13 protein-coding genes are annotated in these 16014 nt (G+C 63.1%); 5 read left to right on the forward strand and 8 right to left on the reverse strand.

Annotated features, from left to right (window positions below; all coding sequences use genetic code 11):
* Positions 1–177: 177 nt before the first annotated feature.
* Complete coding sequence (locus EJ072_RS09590) at positions 178–945, forward strand: FkbM family methyltransferase (protein ID WP_189343268.1); 768 nt, start codon at positions 178–180, stop codon at positions 943–945.
* A 234-nt stretch (positions 946–1179) separates the two neighbouring features.
* Here EJ072_RS09590 and EJ072_RS35910 read toward each other — a convergent pair whose 3' ends face one another.
* The 8 genes from EJ072_RS35910 to EJ072_RS09625 form a co-directional block, all read right to left on the reverse strand.
* Positions 1180–1326: a hypothetical protein gene (locus tag EJ072_RS35910; protein WP_189343269.1), complete on the reverse strand. Its 147-nt coding sequence runs from the start codon at positions 1324–1326 to the stop codon at positions 1180–1182.
* Positions 1327–1358: 32 nt separating this feature from the next.
* Positions 1359–2696 carry a hypothetical protein gene (locus EJ072_RS09595; RefSeq protein WP_126079478.1) on the reverse strand — a complete coding sequence of 446 codons (1338 nt, stop codon included), beginning with the start codon at positions 2694–2696 and terminating at the stop codon, positions 1359–1361.
* A 2-nt stretch (positions 2697–2698) separates the two neighbouring features.
* Complete coding sequence (locus EJ072_RS09600; protein ID WP_126079479.1) at positions 2699–3961, reverse strand: glycosyltransferase family 4 protein; 1263 nt, start codon at positions 3959–3961, stop codon at positions 2699–2701.
* Positions 3962–3976: 15 nt separating this feature from the next.
* The gene (locus tag EJ072_RS09605) at positions 3977–4735 is read right to left on the reverse strand and encodes a DUF1616 domain-containing protein (protein WP_126079480.1); all 759 of its coding nucleotides are present in this window, start codon (positions 4733–4735) and stop codon (positions 3977–3979) included.
* Complete coding sequence (locus EJ072_RS09610) at positions 4722–6704, reverse strand: hypothetical protein (protein ID WP_126079481.1); 1983 nt, start codon at positions 6702–6704, stop codon at positions 4722–4724. Before EJ072_RS09610 ends, EJ072_RS09605 begins: the two co-directional genes overlap by 14 nt.
* Complete coding sequence (locus tag EJ072_RS09615) at positions 6701–7846, reverse strand: glycosyltransferase family 4 protein (protein ID WP_126079482.1); 1146 nt, start codon at positions 7844–7846, stop codon at positions 6701–6703. Before EJ072_RS09615 ends, EJ072_RS09610 begins: the two co-directional genes overlap by 4 nt.
* Before the next feature lie 5 nt (positions 7847–7851).
* The gene (locus EJ072_RS09620; RefSeq protein WP_126079483.1) at positions 7852–8658 is read right to left on the reverse strand and encodes a glycosyltransferase family 2 protein; all 807 of its coding nucleotides are present in this window, start codon (positions 8656–8658) and stop codon (positions 7852–7854) included.
* A 660-nt stretch (positions 8659–9318) separates the two neighbouring features.
* The gene (locus tag EJ072_RS09625; RefSeq protein ID WP_126079484.1) at positions 9319–10914 is read right to left on the reverse strand and encodes a hypothetical protein; all 1596 of its coding nucleotides are present in this window, start codon (positions 10912–10914) and stop codon (positions 9319–9321) included.
* Positions 10915–11193: 279 nt separating this feature from the next.
* Between EJ072_RS09625 and EJ072_RS09630 the strand changes: the two genes are divergently transcribed.
* The 4 genes from EJ072_RS09630 (at position 11194) to EJ072_RS09645 (ending at position 15736) form a co-directional block, all read left to right on the forward strand.
* Positions 11194–11535, forward strand: coding sequence for a hypothetical protein (locus tag EJ072_RS09630; RefSeq protein WP_126079485.1), 342 nt, complete (start codon positions 11194–11196; stop codon positions 11533–11535).
* A 519-nt stretch (positions 11536–12054) separates the two neighbouring features.
* A complete protein-coding gene (locus EJ072_RS09635; protein ID WP_126079486.1) occupies positions 12055–13209 on the forward strand; it encodes a glycosyltransferase family 2 protein in 1155 nt (384 codons plus the stop codon).
* Complete coding sequence (locus tag EJ072_RS09640; protein ID WP_126079487.1) at positions 13210–14829, forward strand: GMC family oxidoreductase; 1620 nt, start codon at positions 13210–13212, stop codon at positions 14827–14829. It abuts the gene before it with no gap.
* Between the two features lie 7 nt (positions 14830–14836).
* Positions 14837–15736, forward strand: a complete 900-nt coding sequence (locus tag EJ072_RS09645; RefSeq protein WP_126079488.1) for an NAD(P)-dependent oxidoreductase — start codon at positions 14837–14839, stop codon at positions 15734–15736.
* Positions 15737–16014: the final 278 nt, after the last annotated feature.

Raw genomic sequence — 16014 nt, forward strand, 5'->3', positions numbered from 1 at the left:
GCGATCAGACCTTGATCGAGTGATAAAGTCTGCACAACTGAACGAAGATCGTTGCGGTGCCGTCGCCCGAGCGACTCCCCTCCGAGCGGGCCCCTCGACAAGCCACTGGCAATAAATCTGCTGGATGGTTCCTGAATGCTCGCAGTCTTGCTCAGAGATTCGGCTATCAAGCTGTATGTGCTGACCGCCAAGCTCGGCCTGCAGCGTCTTGCGATCTTCCACCGCGCCTATCTTGCGCTTTATCCCCTCTACAAAAGGTATTTTGAAGCAGGCCCGATCGATCAGCTCAGGGAATTCGTGCCAGGCGGATCGCTGGTCATCGATGTCGGCGCCAATGTCGGCTTCTTCACGCTCCGCTTCGCTGAATGGGTCGGCGACGGCGGAAAGGTGATCGCCATCGAGCCTGAGGACCAGAATTACAGCGGCCTGATTTCCGCGCTCGAGCACGCAGGTTTCCTTGGCCGCGTTGAGGCGCTGAGGGTGGTCGCCGCCGCCGAGCCCGGCACGACCTTTCTCGAAATCAACCCGCTTTACCCGTCCGACCACAAGCTTTCCCGGAACGGCACCGGCGTGCCGGTCACCGCCGTCACGCTTGACGGGCTGCTCGCGGACAAAGGAGCCCGGCGCCCGGCGCTCGTGAAAATCGATGTGCAGGGCGCCGAACTGCTGACGCTTCAGGGCATGATGGAGATCCTGAGGTTCGCCCGGCCGGCCCTGTTCGTCGAACTTTCCGACCAGGGATTGAACAAGTTCGGGGCGTCCGTTTTGGCAGTCCTGCGCCTCTTGTCGGATAACGGATACGAGGGATACTTGCTGTCCCGGACCGGGCGTCGAAAGGCAAGCCAAGCCGAGATTGAGGCCAGAACAACCGGAACCGAATCTGCCGATGTGCTGTTTCTTCCTGACAGGCCGGCGAACAGCGCTTCGCACAGCTCCTTGAACTGAACGCCGTTCGTTAGCCTTTTTCGGAAACCGGCTTCTTCGTCGTACTTCTGAGTGACGGAGGAATCGCGCATCAGCGTCCTAGAATTTCATCGCGACTTCCATAGCGGCCTTGGCAGTGCCTTGGTAGCTAGCGCTGGATGTTGGTTTCCCGGTCGCGCTTGCTCGCTCACATGCTCGCGCAGGATCGCCTCGAATTGCGCCCTCCGCTGGTCATTCAGCGTGTCATAGAAATCCTCAAGCACGGCCCGTCACCGATTTGACGCTATCCAGCATCACATCGAGCGGCTTGCGGACCGCAGCCCTTCGCGCCGGCGACGTCATCACACCACTTTGGGCAATTGAAGCTTCGACCACGTCGCTCAGGCTTGCGCGTTCGAGCATCACAAGCGGATCCGCACAAGGCGATCCGTCTTTCAAGTCAGGAGCGGCGACGGGGGCGATTCTTCGTTCACGACGCCGGCGGCAGAATCAGATTTTATTGCGAAGGTCAAAGTCAGGGCCGCGCACACGCCCTCGATGCTGGTGGCGAGCGTCCAGCCCAGGACCAGGCCTTCAAGTCCACCAAGCCTCGCTCCAGCTATCACCAAGCCCAGCTCCAGCAATCCGCCAAGCGCGAACCAGCGAGATGCCTTGCGCATCCTGTCGCCCAACCGCGCCAGCGTGCAGGCATGAAATTTAAGCGTTGTTCCCAGCAGGCTGAAGCCAAGGAAGCGCAGGCTCGAACCGGCGATCTCAGCATAGGCCGGATTGAAGACCGCAAGGATCTTCTGCGAATAGGTGAAGATGAAAACGGCGCAGACCAGCGAAAAGAGCAATGACGCCATAACCGATACAAGGATGTCGTGTCTGGATTGTTTCGGGCTCGCTCTCACCACGGGGAACAGGACCGTGGCCATGGCCGCGGGAATCAATGAGGCGATGGTGACCAGCATCCATAGGGATACGAAAGCGGCATTGATGGCCGGAGACAGGAGAACCAGGACAACGTAGGGCATGATGATGCCGGGAGCCTGCAAGGCCACGTCGAGCACGTAGTGGTCGAAGACCTTGCCCCGCAGCGTACGGAGCAGCTGGAAATCGGGAGGCCCAACGAGACGACGCGCACCGCCCCGGGTCAACAGGTCCACGCCGATGATGGACGCCAGAAGACCGGCCACCCAGCTCAGAATAAGCGCGGTATGGGAGGTGTAGCCGCCAACCGCGGCGGTGGCGATCAGCATCAGCTTCAACGTGCAGAACAGCACTTGCCGGATCATCCTGCCGGTGGCGCGCAGGGTGCCCAGGAACGCCTGGTCGGCCAAGATGGCGAGAACGGTCAGACCGCAGCCGAGGACGAATGCAACTCCCACGAACCAGCCGCCGATCAGCTCGGTAGAGCTGCCGAAATACGCATGCCCGAAGACGAACAACAAGGCCAGCCCGACCCCCAGCGCCACCCCGAAGCACAGTGCTGCGGCCACCAGGCCGCGCTCCCTGCCGGGATTCCGGACGATCTCACCCACCAGCATAGTCCCGAGTCCCGCCTCCCCCAGCGTGCCGATAAGTCCCATCACGGACAGCAAGGCAGAGGTGTTGCCGATCACCTCCGGCGGAAACAGCCGCGCCGCGAGCCACCAATAGACGAACCCGAGACCGGCCGCCGCAACCGTTCCGGTTGCCATGGCGCCGGAATTCATCACGAACGCGGCGCTCTTTCGAAGCTCTCGGCGCACGCGAGCAAATGCCGTCCAGGAGTGGTCTACCGACATCATTACTATCCCGAACTTTGCTGTGCCGGCACCACGGACCTTCCAGGGGCTGGGCGAAGGACGTCCCGATACACCTGCTCGATCCGGGTCACGACCGCTCCGGCCTTGAGGCGCTCGATCCTGGCGAGGCCTGTCGCCTCCAGCCGGGCGAGCAAGGCGCGGTCCTCGAGAAGTCTCTGCATTGCGCTGGCGAGGGCGTGCGCGTCGCCGCTCGGCACGAGAAGGCCTGTTTCGCCATGATCGACGATATCCGGCATGCCGCCGATGTCGGTTGCAACAACTGCCTTTCCGGACGCCATCGCTTCCATGATCACTGTCGCGCAGGCTTCTGGCCCCACCGACGGCAGCACGCCGAACAGTGAGCGCCGCCATGCATGCATGATGGCAGAATGCGGCCACATGCTGAAGACTTGAACGTTCGGCGGAAATTTGGTTGGCGTATCGGGGACCCGGCGCCCGATCAGGACCAGTTGTGGCGCCCGCTCCAGGCTGGCATAGGCTTGCAGGAGAACGTCAATGCCCTTGAGGCGCGTCAAGTCACCGACGAACAGGATGAATCCATCCCCGGGGAGCTCCCGCAGGCAGGCGTCTTCTGGGCCAAGCACTCCGACATCGTCGGGCACGAAGTTGGGGATAACGTCGTAAGGGGCGTGGCCTTGGGTGAGTCCGTTGTGACGGGCCACCGCGTGGCTCACCGCGATAAAGCGGTCCACCACGCGCCGAGCGGCGAAGCTCGACGCCCAATTGCCCAAGGTGGTCACAGCTGCCTTCACCGCCCCGTAATGCCCAGTGGCGCAAGGCAGGCACTTGGCCGCCGCGGGGCCACTGCAGAGCTGGGCGCCCAAGTGCATGAAGTTCTTCTTCGCGCAGACAAGGCCGTAATCATGGAACGTAACCACGAGGCGTGCCCCACTCAGACCTTTGAGCGGCAGGAAGGACGCGTAAATCCAGTTGTGGGCGTGAACGATGTCCGGCTCCTCCTGGGCTACCAGCCGCTTCAGGGCGAGCATCAGTTCGGGATCCGGGAAGGGCGGCGCATGGCGGCGCTCGGGATCGGCGTGAAGGCCCGACAGACGCTGGAGCGTGCCGCGCAGGCGATGCACGCGGACCGCGCCGTCCAGCTCGGTTTCGGGCGATCCGGGATGCCACAATGTCCCGACGCTGACATGATGGCCTCGCCGCGCCAGCGCCGCGCCCAGATTGCGGACGTGACGCTCCTCTCCCCCGATTACCGGAGGATAGAACTGCGATAGCAGCAGGATGCGCATGGTCGAGCCTTCATTTCAGAAGCGCGGCACCAGCGTCGAAACGCTGCGATACAGCCGGTTGTCTTGCGGTCGATAGAGCCTTGCTTCGGCCCTCTGGCGGATTGCTACGACGGGCACCGGGATTTCTTGCGCCCAGGTGGCGCCCGGCGCGACGGGGACCGATCGGAAAACGGCGAACGGTTGCCCATCAAGGGTGATTTCCACGTCGAACCGCTGAGTTTGGGTCTCGGCGCTCCTGATGCCGACCGTGATCCGGCCGTGCTCGCCACTGGCTGATGGCAACAACCAGAACTCGGTATATTTGAATTCCCGGTGGACCGCTTCGTCTCTGACGGCAAACGCATAGGCCCCGGTCGCCACAAGCACCGCTAGCATGAGCACGGCCCCCTGCCAAACCCGGACCCGCGCCAGAGCCGGCCAAGCTGGCAGATCGGGAGTGTCGCGGCGGACGGCGGCCACCAGCGCCGCGGCGGCCGTCACGGTCCAAAACCACAGCGCCCAGCCGAGCGGCGTGAGGGAGCCTGCGGCGTTCAGTGCAAAGCCCCCGGCGATGCCGACGGCGAGGCTTGCTCCGACCGCGTAGACGATGTGTTGCAACGCGGAGGTCGTGCTGACGCCAATGGCCCGCAACACCGTATGGCCTGGGACGAGGAACACCACGGGTGCGCCGAGGGCAACCCGGAGGAGCGCGCTGTCGCTGAAAGCAACGGCCGCCACCGCGGCCCCCGCCCACAGGCAGGCGGCCAGAAGGCCCCGCTTGCTAATGGTTCTCATGCAATTCCCTCACGTCGTAGATGACGATCCAGCCATTGTCATAGACGCGGGTGACGCCCTTGACGTCATTGAACTTGAGGAGCGCTGCACCCGAGATCGGCGTTCCCTGCCGCCGTTGCCACGGCTGAAAGTAAAAGCCGAGCACTGGTGGAGCCGTGCTCAGGCGCCGGTCAACCAGCAGGAAATCGATGTTGCTTCCCGCCAAGGCCCAGAACTCCCCTGGCCCCAATGTGTCGACCTCGAATATGCTCGCGGAATCGATGCCTTCTCTGATCTTGACCCTGACGTCCTGCCGGCCGTAGCTCGCAAGCAGAATGCTGTTGATGCGGTCGGAGATGAAGCGGTTGCCCGCGCCGAGCCATTGCTTGGCCCAGCGTGCCGTTTCGATCCCCATGGGCTCGATTGATTCCTGATCGGCCGCCACCCTATAGCGCCCATCGATCGGATTAATCGAGGCGCTCGCGACGCCGCCCAGGACGATGACCGCCAGAGCGAGGGTCGGCGCGATGCGGCGCCACCCGTGCGGCGCGCGGCCCTGCCAGAAGTGGACGATGCTCACTGCGACGACCAGCCCAACGCCGATGAACACGAACGTTCCCATGCGGTTGCCGATTTCCCATCCGGCGCTGGTCAGTCGGAAGGCCACGGAGACCGGGAGCCCGAAGGCCAGCAAGGTGAGGAGCAGGACGCGGCTGTCACGCCAGCGGCATTTGAGAATGTCCCGGATCGGAAGCCAACCCGGCGGCCGCGCACCACCGAGCGCTGCGATGGCAAGTGACCGAAAGAATCCTGTTGCCAGTCCGAGTGCCAGCAGCAGGAGCGCCAGCAAGGTGGTCAGTTGCAGGTAGAGGGCCTTGGCCGGCGCTTGAAGATGCTCCGTCGCCGGGGTGGCGGTGCCAAGGATCATGCCAATCAATGAGTGGAAGCCGGCCCCGATCACCGGGCCGAGATAGCCTGCGAGTGGGATGCCACGGAACTGCATCCACAGGAACGGCAGGGCTATGGCCAAGATCGCCGTGAAACCCACGCCGATCCTGGTCTCAATCCGCATGGGATCGTGACGGCGCAAAGCTTCGAGACCCGCCAACGCTCCGAAATAGATGGCGGCGAAGGCGGCCGAGACGTGATGTGTGACCGCGAGGCTTGCCAACAGCAAGGCTATCAGCCCGAGCGACTTCAGCCTCGGTCGCCCGACAAGATCCTTGGACGCCGCTTCGACCGCGAAAGCCAGCACACACAGCACGATGCCGAGGCTCTGGTAGGAGAAACTTGAGTCGAACAGGAAGAAGGTTGAGCAGCCCATGTAGGCCAGACAGGCGATAGCTGCGATACGCGGCGATCCGACGATGCTTTCGAGGAACAGAAACAGGGCACCGATGAACGTGCCCTTGAGGATGGCCAATAAGAGCGTTCCCGCCACTAACAAGGGCAGTCCCGTCAGATCGACGATCGCCGTCGTCAAGATTTCCAGGGCGGGATACGTTGGCCCGATCGGGAAAAGCGGGTTGGGCAGGAACAGCCGGCGGGCCGTGATGAGATCGTCGGCTGCGATCCAGTGCAAGAACTCGTCGTAACCGCTGAAGCTCGTCGGGGAATAGACCTTCTTGCAATAGAACAGAGCTTCGACAAGCAGGAACAGGAGGAACAGGCGCTCACCTCGGGCTGTCGTTGGCCAGGCGATGCGGAGGCTGGTCGGAACGATCAGTAGGACCATACCGGACCAGAAGAGCGCGGGCGGCACGTCATAGCCCCGGCGCCCGGTTGCGTGCCCGGCCACGACCAGGAGCAGAGCCGTTGCGACGGTCAGGCACAGTATCGCGATCCAACCGTATTTGGCCCGTTGCGGCGGGGCATCGGCGCTGCCGCCGTGAAGATCCGGACCGATAACGGCCGATAAGAGCCGTATCCCGGCCTGGAGTGGTTTGATCCTGGTTCTCGCGGTGAAATGAGCCTGCGTCATCAGCATCATACCCTCGTCGCGGGAGGCCAGGATGTCACGCCGCCGGAGGCTGAGCGGACCGCGGATCGGCTGCCCAGGACGTTACAATAGACGTCACTCAGTGCTTGCGCGCAGGCATCCCAGTCGGGCAGCGCCAAATCCGGGACCTCCCGATGGGCCTCCAGTTCCTCGGCCATGGCGGCGGCCAGCTCTCCCGCATCGGCGTTGCACGAAATCGCCCGACACAGACCATTGGCAGCCAGCTCCCGCAGACCGGACGTGTCGCTGACGAGGACCGGACGGCGCAGCGACAGGGCTTCCATCACGGCGACCGGATGGGCTTCGTATTCGCTGAACAGCACGAACAGCGCGGCACTCGCCAATAGATCTGCCATTTTCTGCCGCTCTGAGGCGCGGATACCAGCAATTGTGACCCGCCTCTCAAGGCCGAGCGTCGCGGCTAGGCGCCGCAATTCTCCCTCGTACGGGCCAGTACCGACGATGTGCAGTCGCACGTCCGGTACCCGGCGGATCAGGGCGGGCAAGGCCGCGATCGCCCGGTGATGGCCCTTGTAGCGCTCCAGCCTACCGCCCGAGACGATCAGGTGAGGATCGACCTTGACGCCGGGGCTCGGAGCCGGCATCGAGGCGCCATTCGGGATAACGGCAAACCGCTCCCGCGGCACGCCCATCCTCCTGCTGAAGAAATCGGCTTCGAATTCGGAGACGCCGATCAGCCGCTCGGCCCGGGCTACCATCGGCTGGAGCAGCATATGCTGGGTGCTGCGAATGGCGTTGCGAAGCCGGGAGGAATGCCCGCCGCTGTGGAAGGTCAGGACGAACGGCAGTTGCCCGCGCACAGCTGCGAGCAGTCCGATCGGCACCACGAAAGTGCTGTAACCCTGGAAGTGGATCAGATCCCAAGCCCCGCGCCGGATCGCGGTATAAATGCCGGGTGCCACATAGAGGTCCAGTTCCCTTGGCCAGGCTGGGACACGCCGCACACGCATGCCGCCCACCTCCTCCTCAACCGGCAACTCCCCTGAGGGATCGGTAGTGAGCACGTCGACCGCATGGCCACGCGCCACCAAGCGGGGTCCGACTTCCTGGATGTGAGTTTCAATGCCGCCCATGAAGGGGTAACAGCGAGCGGCAACCATCAGGATTCGCATCAGGCCTACCCGCCGTCATCAAAGGCTGTCGCGCCCCGCCCGTGTTGTTGGTACACCCACTCACGCAAGATGGTCTTGAGGACGCGCCAACCGTCCGGGATGGCACGCAGATGGCTCACACCACTGATGCGCGAAGCTTCGAAACTCGGCACCTCGACGATATTGAGGTGGTTCTTCAAGGCCCGCACGTTGATGAGGGTCTCGATCTCGAACCCATCGCAGTCGCAATTGAGCGTGCTGACATGCCTGGTCCAGAAGGCAATGTATCCGTAACATAGGTCGGAGAACCAACCGCCATAGAGGAGTCGCACGAATAGGGTCAGCCCTCTGTTGCCGACCATCCGGAAAAGCGACATGTCGTCGGTGCCGGCGCCCTGGATAAAGCGTGAACCTTTGACGAGATCCGCGCCGGCCATCAGCGCGCTGACAAAGACGATCGCCTCCTCAGGGACCATGGAGCCATCAGCGTCCAGCATGACGATGATGTCGCCTGTGGCGGCCCGGAATCCCGCTTGCAGTGCGGCACCCTTGCCCCGGCGGGGCTCCAAGACAACCTTTACGTCCCCGCGTAGGCGGCGCGCGACCGCGACCGTGTCGTCGGTCGAACGGCCATCCACGATGATGATCTCGTGCGCCCAGTTGGGGATGCGCGGCAGAAGCCAAGGGAGGTTCTCGGCTTCGTTGAGCGTCGGCACGATGAAGCTGACTCGGGGTAGGGCCAACGATTGCCGCAGCCCGAACTTGATTGGGTCAGGCGGCGACACGGCACTGACAGGGGCGAGAACACTAGCACTGGAGAGACCGGCATTCATGGTAGCGCTGCACGATCGAGCGATGGGACCCAAGGGGCGGGTTGGAAACGCACCAAGACTGCCGATAGGCGTCCGGCGCGATGATGAGAGGAATGATAGGTCCCGGAAAGAACCTGCCCCAGAATGGCGGCCATATCCCCGGGTTCAGCTATGTTGATCATATGGAGACTCCCGGACGTGACGAAAGATGAGATGAAACAAGACTGAGAGATTGAAATGATTGAACCTTCCTTGGCCTGAGTTAAGCAAGGATTGCTGATGCGACGCCGCAATGGAAGCTTCAATAGATGGTTAGAAGGCACCAAAGGTGATTAGCTCTTTGTGGTTATCCCTTCAGGTTAGTTCGCGCCAACCGCCATGACAGATGGCACGGCAGTGGCACGATCACCTTCAGCGGCTGCGGCAGCAGCGCTGCCGCCGGTAGACCTGAGGAGCCGCCAGCAGCGCGATGCGTTCACGCCCGCGAGGACAATCATCGAGCTGCGGCTGGGATCCAAATCCCCGGACGACAGGCTCTCGGAGCAAGCAGGGTAGAAGGCAGCGAAGATCGCCGGCGCGATGAACCTCGCGCGAAACGTCGACATTGCCACTGGCCAGAAGCCGCGGGGCCCCGCATGTGGGCTCGCTTCTTCATCCGGCCGTAATTTCCCGAGCTACCCCTTAATCTTGCGCGCCAGAAGGGTCGAGGGCCCGACCGCCTGGCCACGCTAACTGTTCTGGACGAGAAAGGGGCCGCCCATGCGACGCTGAGGGCGGCACATCGGGCGCAAACAGCCGATACGAAGTTGTGACCTGGCGCAAGCCACGGACATGACCGAATAGGTCGATCACCTCCAGGCCAGACCGGCGGTTATAGGTGTGACACCCGAACGCTCCGGACGAAATGCCACCAATCGGGGTCTGGGCAAACTCCGACTCGCCGAGCGCATCGATCCGGCAGAACGTCACCGCGCCGCCGTAGCTGCGAGCGCAGTTCTGGACTGGGCGTAGCATGCGTCCGCCGTGTCGGATAACGGCGCCTGCGGGGCGGCTGAGCGCAGCATCGAGCAGAATGGGGTTTGCGGCATGGGGCGTCCAAGGTTTCGTCAGGCTCGCGGCATGGTAGAGGCTAAGAACATCCCAGGACGTGGACCTCCACAGCCTTGGGCTGACGAAAAACCAAAAGCCGCCCTCATGGCGCAGCGGCGTGGTGTCGTACCCCTCAATGCCTTCCAGGAGGCAGGCCTCCCGCTTCCACCGGTACGGGAATTCGACCGCCCTGTAGAGACTGACATTCCTTGCCGCACCCGATTCGGGGATCATCCAGACCTGCCCGTCCTGCTCGAACACGAACGGGTACGAGAGGTGGTGCGGCTCCTCCAGGACGATCTGAGGTGCGCCGGCGGCCCCGCTCCGGTCCGCTGTCACGACCGCAATGCACCCCCGGTTCTTTGAGTAGAGGTACTGTTCGACGAAGATGAAATCTTGCCCCTGATGCCGGAACGGGAACGGGTCGGCAAGGAAGCTGCCGGTGTCCCCGGTAAGCACGCTGAAAGCTGCTTGGCCTTTATCGAGCAGGCTCGCTACCTGGTCGAAGCGCCAGCCAATCCCCCATGACCTGCCGCCTCTCGACAATCTGTCCAAGAACTCGATTGCCTTCGATACCGCCGTTGCGGTCTCCCATGCAATGGCCGAAACCGCGCCAAGGGAAGGCGCCGCCGTCGGTGGACCGGGGACACCGGACGAAGCTGAACTGGTTTCCCCGCGCAAGGCTTTTAGGATCAGCGCCACAGCGCAGGAGAGAACGCTGTCGAGGCCCGCCGTGAATACTTTACGGTCCACACTGGCCGGACGTGCCATCCACGGCTGCGACGGGCGCGCCGTGTCGTGCAGTTCGACGAGAAGGTCCTGATCATTCGCCAAGGCCGTCATGACTCCAATCTCGCCCGGTAGCCCGTTGAAGAGCGGAGTGAGCACGCGCCGTCCCGACGGGAGCGGCTCCTCGCCGCTCAAGTTGATCACCACATCCACTTGGTCGGCCGGGGGTGGCGGCAGGGATCGCAGCTCCGCCTCTACGGAGTCGGTGACACCGTTGGCGCGGTAGCCATAGAGCAGTCGTTCGAGTTCGAGCAGCAGCCGGAAGATCAACGGCAGCGGGCGGCAACCGGCCGAGAATGCGCAAGAGACATCGTTGCCGGGCACTTCAGTAAGCGCTTCTGCCAGCCAGAGGTGCCATCGCAGTAGCCGGGACGGATCGAGATTGAGGCAGATGCGCATTGTTGTTCTCGCAACCGATTTCAAAAGGACGCCAGCTCACAACTCCACGATGACAAAGCAGCAGCGCGCCCCGCAGCGCGAGGATGGTTTCCGCCCAGTGCATTCCGGAGGCTCACCGAATATCTGATTTGGGAGATGGCTGACAGCACGGGTCCCCACTCGAGCGGCTGGAAGCGGCCAGGCACTACTATGCCCGATCGACGCTCGCCTGTGCGAGGTCAGAAGGGGTAGTCCTTCGGGGCGCTTGCGCTGTGCCTCCGGCAGGAGTCACGTGGAGGAATGAATGTCGACTGGCAACGGACAAGATATGGACTGCGTAACGCGTGGTGGTTTGCGCTCTTGCTCGCGTTCATATCCGTTCCGGCACTCGCGAGCACCCCGAACGATCCGTCGGCAACATCCTTCATCAAGACTTCCGGAACGAACTTCACGCTGAACGGCCGCCTGTTCTTCGTGACCGGCGTAAACAACCACTATCTGACCTACGGTTCGCACTATGAGGTCACTCGCGTTCTCGACGACGCGGTGGCGATGGGCGCCAATGTGGTCCGCGTCTTCCATAAACCTGTGATCGGGTCGCTCGACGGAAGCGTCCCCAACGATCTGGAATTGGCGGCTTGAAGGCGAAACCAGCAATCTCGCAGTCAACGGTACGTATCCGCTGTACTGGGATCCGAGTCAAAACAGGATGGCTATCAATGACGGCGCCTACGGCATGCAGAAGGTTGATTTCCTCGCTGCAGGACAGCGGACGCTATCCTGTCGACGAATACACCAGTTCGATATCCACCGTGACGGTGGTGCGCTCTGGAACATCCTCAAAGCCGCCACGGCTCGGGCGACGCAGACACGCGATGCCAGCTCGGCCTCAGAAGCCACTCACTAGCTGCCATGACTGAAGCTTGCATTGTGATCTGCGCCTCCACACTCGATCGCTGGGACGATTTGAACGCGGCCGTCAGGGCGGTGCGCCGCCAGGCCCGCCGCGCCCGCGAGCCCTGGTGATCTTCCGTGGTGAGAACCGCCCTCCGGGCAGGCCGAATCCGGTGCGCGGAAGCCTGGCGTTTAAAACCTGGACCATCGCACCCTTATCGAAGAGTTTGGACAGACACGGGCAGCTCAAGTCGGGAGAATTCCTAGATGCGTATTCTGAAGCTTGCGCAATCCTATCCGTCGACTGGCGTTGGCCAGGAGGGCCACGTCCGGAACCCAAGTATCGATCTCGCCCGCGGCGTTAATGACGTTGCCAAAACCGGTCAGCCGCGGTCGAAAACCGGGCAGTCCGAGGATGGCGTCAGCAGCGAACGCCGCCCCCCTACGATCTCAGTAATTATCTGTGCCTACACTGCGGACAGATGGGCACTGCTGCTGAGGTCGGTGGCCTCGGCTCAGGAGCAGACATTGCAGCCCTGCGAGATCATCGTATGCGTCGACCAGCCCCTATTCCGCCGTTGTGCCGCCCAATGGGCTGACTTCGCTGCATCCACCCCCCCAATACGAGTGATCCAGAACAAATGGGATGGGCATCTCGGGTCGGCCCGAAACACGGCAGCCGAGACGGCTGCCGGAGAGATCCTGGCGTTCCTGGATGACGATGCGGCGGCCGACAAGGACTGGCTCGAGGTTCTCACCGCCCCGTACCAGGACGAGCGCATCGGCGCCGTCGGCGGGCGTCCCATTCCGGTGTTCGAGGTTGGCCGCCCGGACTGGTTCCCTCTACAGTTCGACTGGGTGTTCGGATGTGCTTACGATGGCCTTCCGACCAGCCGAGGCCCTTTGGCTCACCTCATCGGAGCCAACATGTCGGTGCGGCGGACCCTCCTCGAGCAGGTAGGAGGATTCCATTCCGACCATCACGACGACATGGACATGTGCCACCGCGTGGCGCACATCAAGGGCAGCGAGGCGGTCATCTATGAACCGGCGGCGACCGTCCGCCACTTTGTGCCCGCCTCACGGCCGACCTGGAAGTACTTCTGGCGCCGCTGCTTCTTCGTCAACAAGGGGAAAGTCGAGGCCTTTGCCCAGATGGGCGAAGCCGCCACACTGGGTGCCGAGACCCGCTTCGTCTGGCACGCGCTGACCAGGGGCGTGCCGCGCGAGATTTTGCAGGCGGCCAAGGGCGACGCCCACGGGCTGGCGCGGTGCGCGGCAATAATCGTTGGCGTGGGCCTTGCCGCGGCAGGCCATGTCACCGGCCGGATCGCGCTGCTGCGCCGCCGGCGCCAGCTGCGCCAACAGGCAAACAAGCAGATCCTGGACGCAGCCGCGCAAGGCGTTAGGCGTGGGAAGTAGATGCCGTCTTCGCTAATCATCGGGTCGGGTCCGGCTGCAGCCGCCGCCGTGTTGGCGCTGTCCGAAAAACCGGACGAGAAGATAACCGTGTTCGACCCGGGCACCGTGCTGAACGCGGAGACCCAGGAGGTCATAGCCAGGCTGTCTAGGCTGCGTGTCGACGACTGGGATGAAGAGGATGTCCGCCGGATCAGCCAGCAGCCCAAGCCGGTCCAGTCCGACTCGCTGCCTGAAAAGAGAAGCTACGGATCCGATTTCCCGTTTGCCAACAAGGGCCAGCTCGACGGCGTCCATTCCGTGAGCAGAGTGAACCCGGCGGTCATATCGAGCGCCTACGGGGGGTTCAGCAATGTCTGGGGGGCCCAGATCATGCCCTTCAGCGCCGCCACGTTCAAGGGATGGCCGTTCGGCTTCTCGGATATGGAAGAGCACTATCGGACGATTCTGGGTCACATACCTTTCGCGGGAGAGTCCGACGATCTCGAGGAGTGGTTTCCCCTCATCGGATCCCCGGACGCGCTTCCGCCGCTGGCGCCGCGGACACAAATGGTCCTGGCCAACTACGACCGGCACCGCGAGCGAGTGCGCTCCACCGGAATAACGATAGGCCGCGCCCGGCTCGCCTTCGCTGCCCCTCAATGCCAGCCCTGCAGCCTGTGCATGACCGGGTGCCCACGGTCGCTGATCTTCTCGGCCTCGCACAGCTTCGATCGCTTCCGGCGCAACGGGAGGATCGACTACCGCAGCGGGTTGCTCGCGGTGCGAGTCGAACAGGAGGGCGACACGGCCGTCGTGCACGCACGGGAGCTGTCGAGCGGCCGGATCCAGCGATTCACGGCCGACCGGGTCTTCGTGGGCTGCGGAGCAATCGGGACCACAAGGCTGATGCTGGGCTCGCTCGGATCGAACCAGCCGGTGCATCTTTCGGAATCTGCTCAGTTCGTTCTTCCAATGATTTCCATGAAGCCAACTCCCGACCCACGTGCAAGGCGCGAGTTCACACTCAACCAGTTCACCATGGTCATCGCCCGGGACGACGAAGGCTTGGATGTTTCACAGATTCACTTCTATCCGTTCAATCAGGCATATTACGATGCGCTTCCCGGTTTCCTCAAACACCGCGCCGCCGCCTTCGCGACCGATCGGCTGCTCAGCCGGTTGACGGTAGGCCTGGGCTACTTGCCGTCCTGGGCGTCACCCAAGATCCGAGTGAGCGCCCAGCTGTCCGCAGCAGCTCCTGACGAGCTCCCCCAGATCACTCTCACTTCGGAGGGCTTCAGCGAGGCCAAGGTCAGGGGCAAATGCGTGCCTCCAATGCTGCCTGACGTGATAAGCCGGATCCGCAGGGCGGCACCTTACCTTGACTTGTGGCCAGTCACGCCGCGGATGCTGTGGTCGGGCGGAGCCAAAAGCTACCACTTTGGCGGCAGCTTTCCTCACGCCAATGAGCCGGATTCCGGGAGTGCGACGACAGACCGCCTTGGGCGGCTGGCGCGCTGGGACCGGATCCATCTCATCGACGGGTCGGTTTTCCCAAATGTTCCGGCTACCACCTTTACGCTGACGGTGATGGCCAATTCGCATCGCATCGCCCGCGAAGCGATGCAGCTGACGGCTTGAGCGTTCGATGCGGGTCGGTATCACCGGAGCGAACGGATATGTCGGGACCATCCTGCGCGCCGCCTTCGCCGAACAAGGGCATAAGGTCATCGCCTTCGCCCGTCCGAACCGGGTGGCCTCCGAATCTGCCGCCAGCGTCGCCGAGTGGCGCCCATATGAGATCAAGCGCCCGCCGTCAGGGGCCGCATTCAGCGACCTGGATGTGCTCATCCACGGTGCATGGGACCTGACCCTCGTCAGCGCCGGCGATGTGTGGGGCACCAATGTGTCAGGCTCGCAGCACCTCCTCCGCAATGTCGCCGCCGCAGGGGTTCGCCGGGTTATTTTTATCTCCTCGATGTCCGCCTATAAGGGAACCCAACAGTTGTACGGTCAGGCGAAACTGGCCTGCGAGCGCACGGCGGGCAGTCTGGGAGCTGTCTCCACCCGGCTCGGCCTAGTGTACGGCCCCGGTTGGGGCGGGATGGCAGGCGCGCTCCGCAAGCTCACCACGCTGCCGGTTACACCTCTCATCGGGGCGCAATCCCATCAGTTCATGGTGCATGAGGCGGACATGGCAGCCGCTATGGTGCGTATTGCCGAGTCGGACATGCCCCTGCCGGAACCGGTAGGGCTGGCCAACCCCGAACCGGTGCCGTTCCGACGGCTCATGAACGAGATCGCCGCATCGCAAGGCAGAACACTGCGTGCCGTCGCCGTGCCCTGGCAGCTTGTCAGTGGCGCCCTCAAGGCAGCTGAGGCGGTGCATGTCCCCCTGCCCTTCCGATCCGACTCCATCCTCGGGCTCGTGCGCCCGGCGCGAGAGGTTCCCGGCGTAGAGCGGCTCAAGCAGCTCGGTATCGAGTTTCGGAGCTTCTCGATGGATGGCGACCGCCCCTCATCCGGGACATTGCGTCGGTATGCTTAGTCGAGGGCCAGTTCGATCCGACAGAGACGCAAACGGCGAGATTGTGCGGCCGGCACGACCGCCAGAATCCGCAGCAGCGTCGCCCCACAGCGGGCGCGATGCGATTCAGTCCGGATCAGCAAAATGGGGCTACCCCCGAGGAATAATCGCGGATCGAAGAAAACCATGCAATGATTCACAGAGACGCAAGAGACGCATGACCTCAAAGACGGGCGCAGAGCTTAATGCCGAGCCCCGGTCGAACTCGCGGCTGTCCAGCGGTGAAGGCTCGCAAACGG

Origin of the sequence: Mesorhizobium sp. M2A.F.Ca.ET.046.03.2.1, from assembly GCF_003952425.1 — a bacterium.
Classification (GTDB): Bacteria; Pseudomonadota; Alphaproteobacteria; order Rhizobiales; family Rhizobiaceae; genus Mesorhizobium.

Bases quoted from the DNA above. Each gene is read 5' to 3' on its own strand.
- EJ072_RS35910 (WP_189343269.1), bottom strand. From the start codon at position 1,326: ATGCTCGAACGCGCAAGCCTGAGCGACGTGGTCGAAGCTTCAATTGCC.
- EJ072_RS09595 (WP_126079478.1), bottom strand. From the start codon at position 2,696: ATGATGTCGGTAGACCACTCCTGGACGGCATTTGCTCGCGTGCGCCGA.
- EJ072_RS09600 (WP_126079479.1), bottom strand. From the start codon at position 3,961: ATGCGCATCCTGCTGCTATCGCAGTTCTATCCTCCGGTAATCGGGGGA.
- EJ072_RS09605 (WP_126079480.1), bottom strand. From the start codon at position 4,735: ATGAGAACCATTAGCAAGCGGGGCCTTCTGGCCGCCTGCCTGTGGGCG.
- EJ072_RS09610 (WP_126079481.1), bottom strand. From the start codon at position 6,704: ATGATGCTGATGACGCAGGCTCATTTCACCGCGAGAACCAGGATCAAA.
- EJ072_RS09615 (WP_126079482.1), bottom strand. From the start codon at position 7,846: ATGCGAATCCTGATGGTTGCCGCTCGCTGTTACCCCTTCATGGGCGGC.
- EJ072_RS09620 (WP_126079483.1), bottom strand. From the start codon at position 8,658: ATGAATGCCGGTCTCTCCAGTGCTAGTGTTCTCGCCCCTGTCAGTGCC.
- EJ072_RS09625 (WP_126079484.1), bottom strand. From the start codon at position 10,914: ATGCGCATCTGCCTCAATCTCGATCCGTCCCGGCTACTGCGATGGCAC.
- EJ072_RS09630 (WP_126079485.1), top strand. From the start codon at position 11,194: ATGAATGTCGACTGGCAACGGACAAGATATGGACTGCGTAACGCGTGG.
- EJ072_RS09635 (WP_126079486.1), top strand. From the start codon at position 12,055: ATGCGTATTCTGAAGCTTGCGCAATCCTATCCGTCGACTGGCGTTGGC.
- EJ072_RS09640 (WP_126079487.1), top strand. From the start codon at position 13,210: ATGCCGTCTTCGCTAATCATCGGGTCGGGTCCGGCTGCAGCCGCCGCC.
- EJ072_RS09645 (WP_126079488.1), top strand. From the start codon at position 14,837: ATGCGGGTCGGTATCACCGGAGCGAACGGATATGTCGGGACCATCCTG.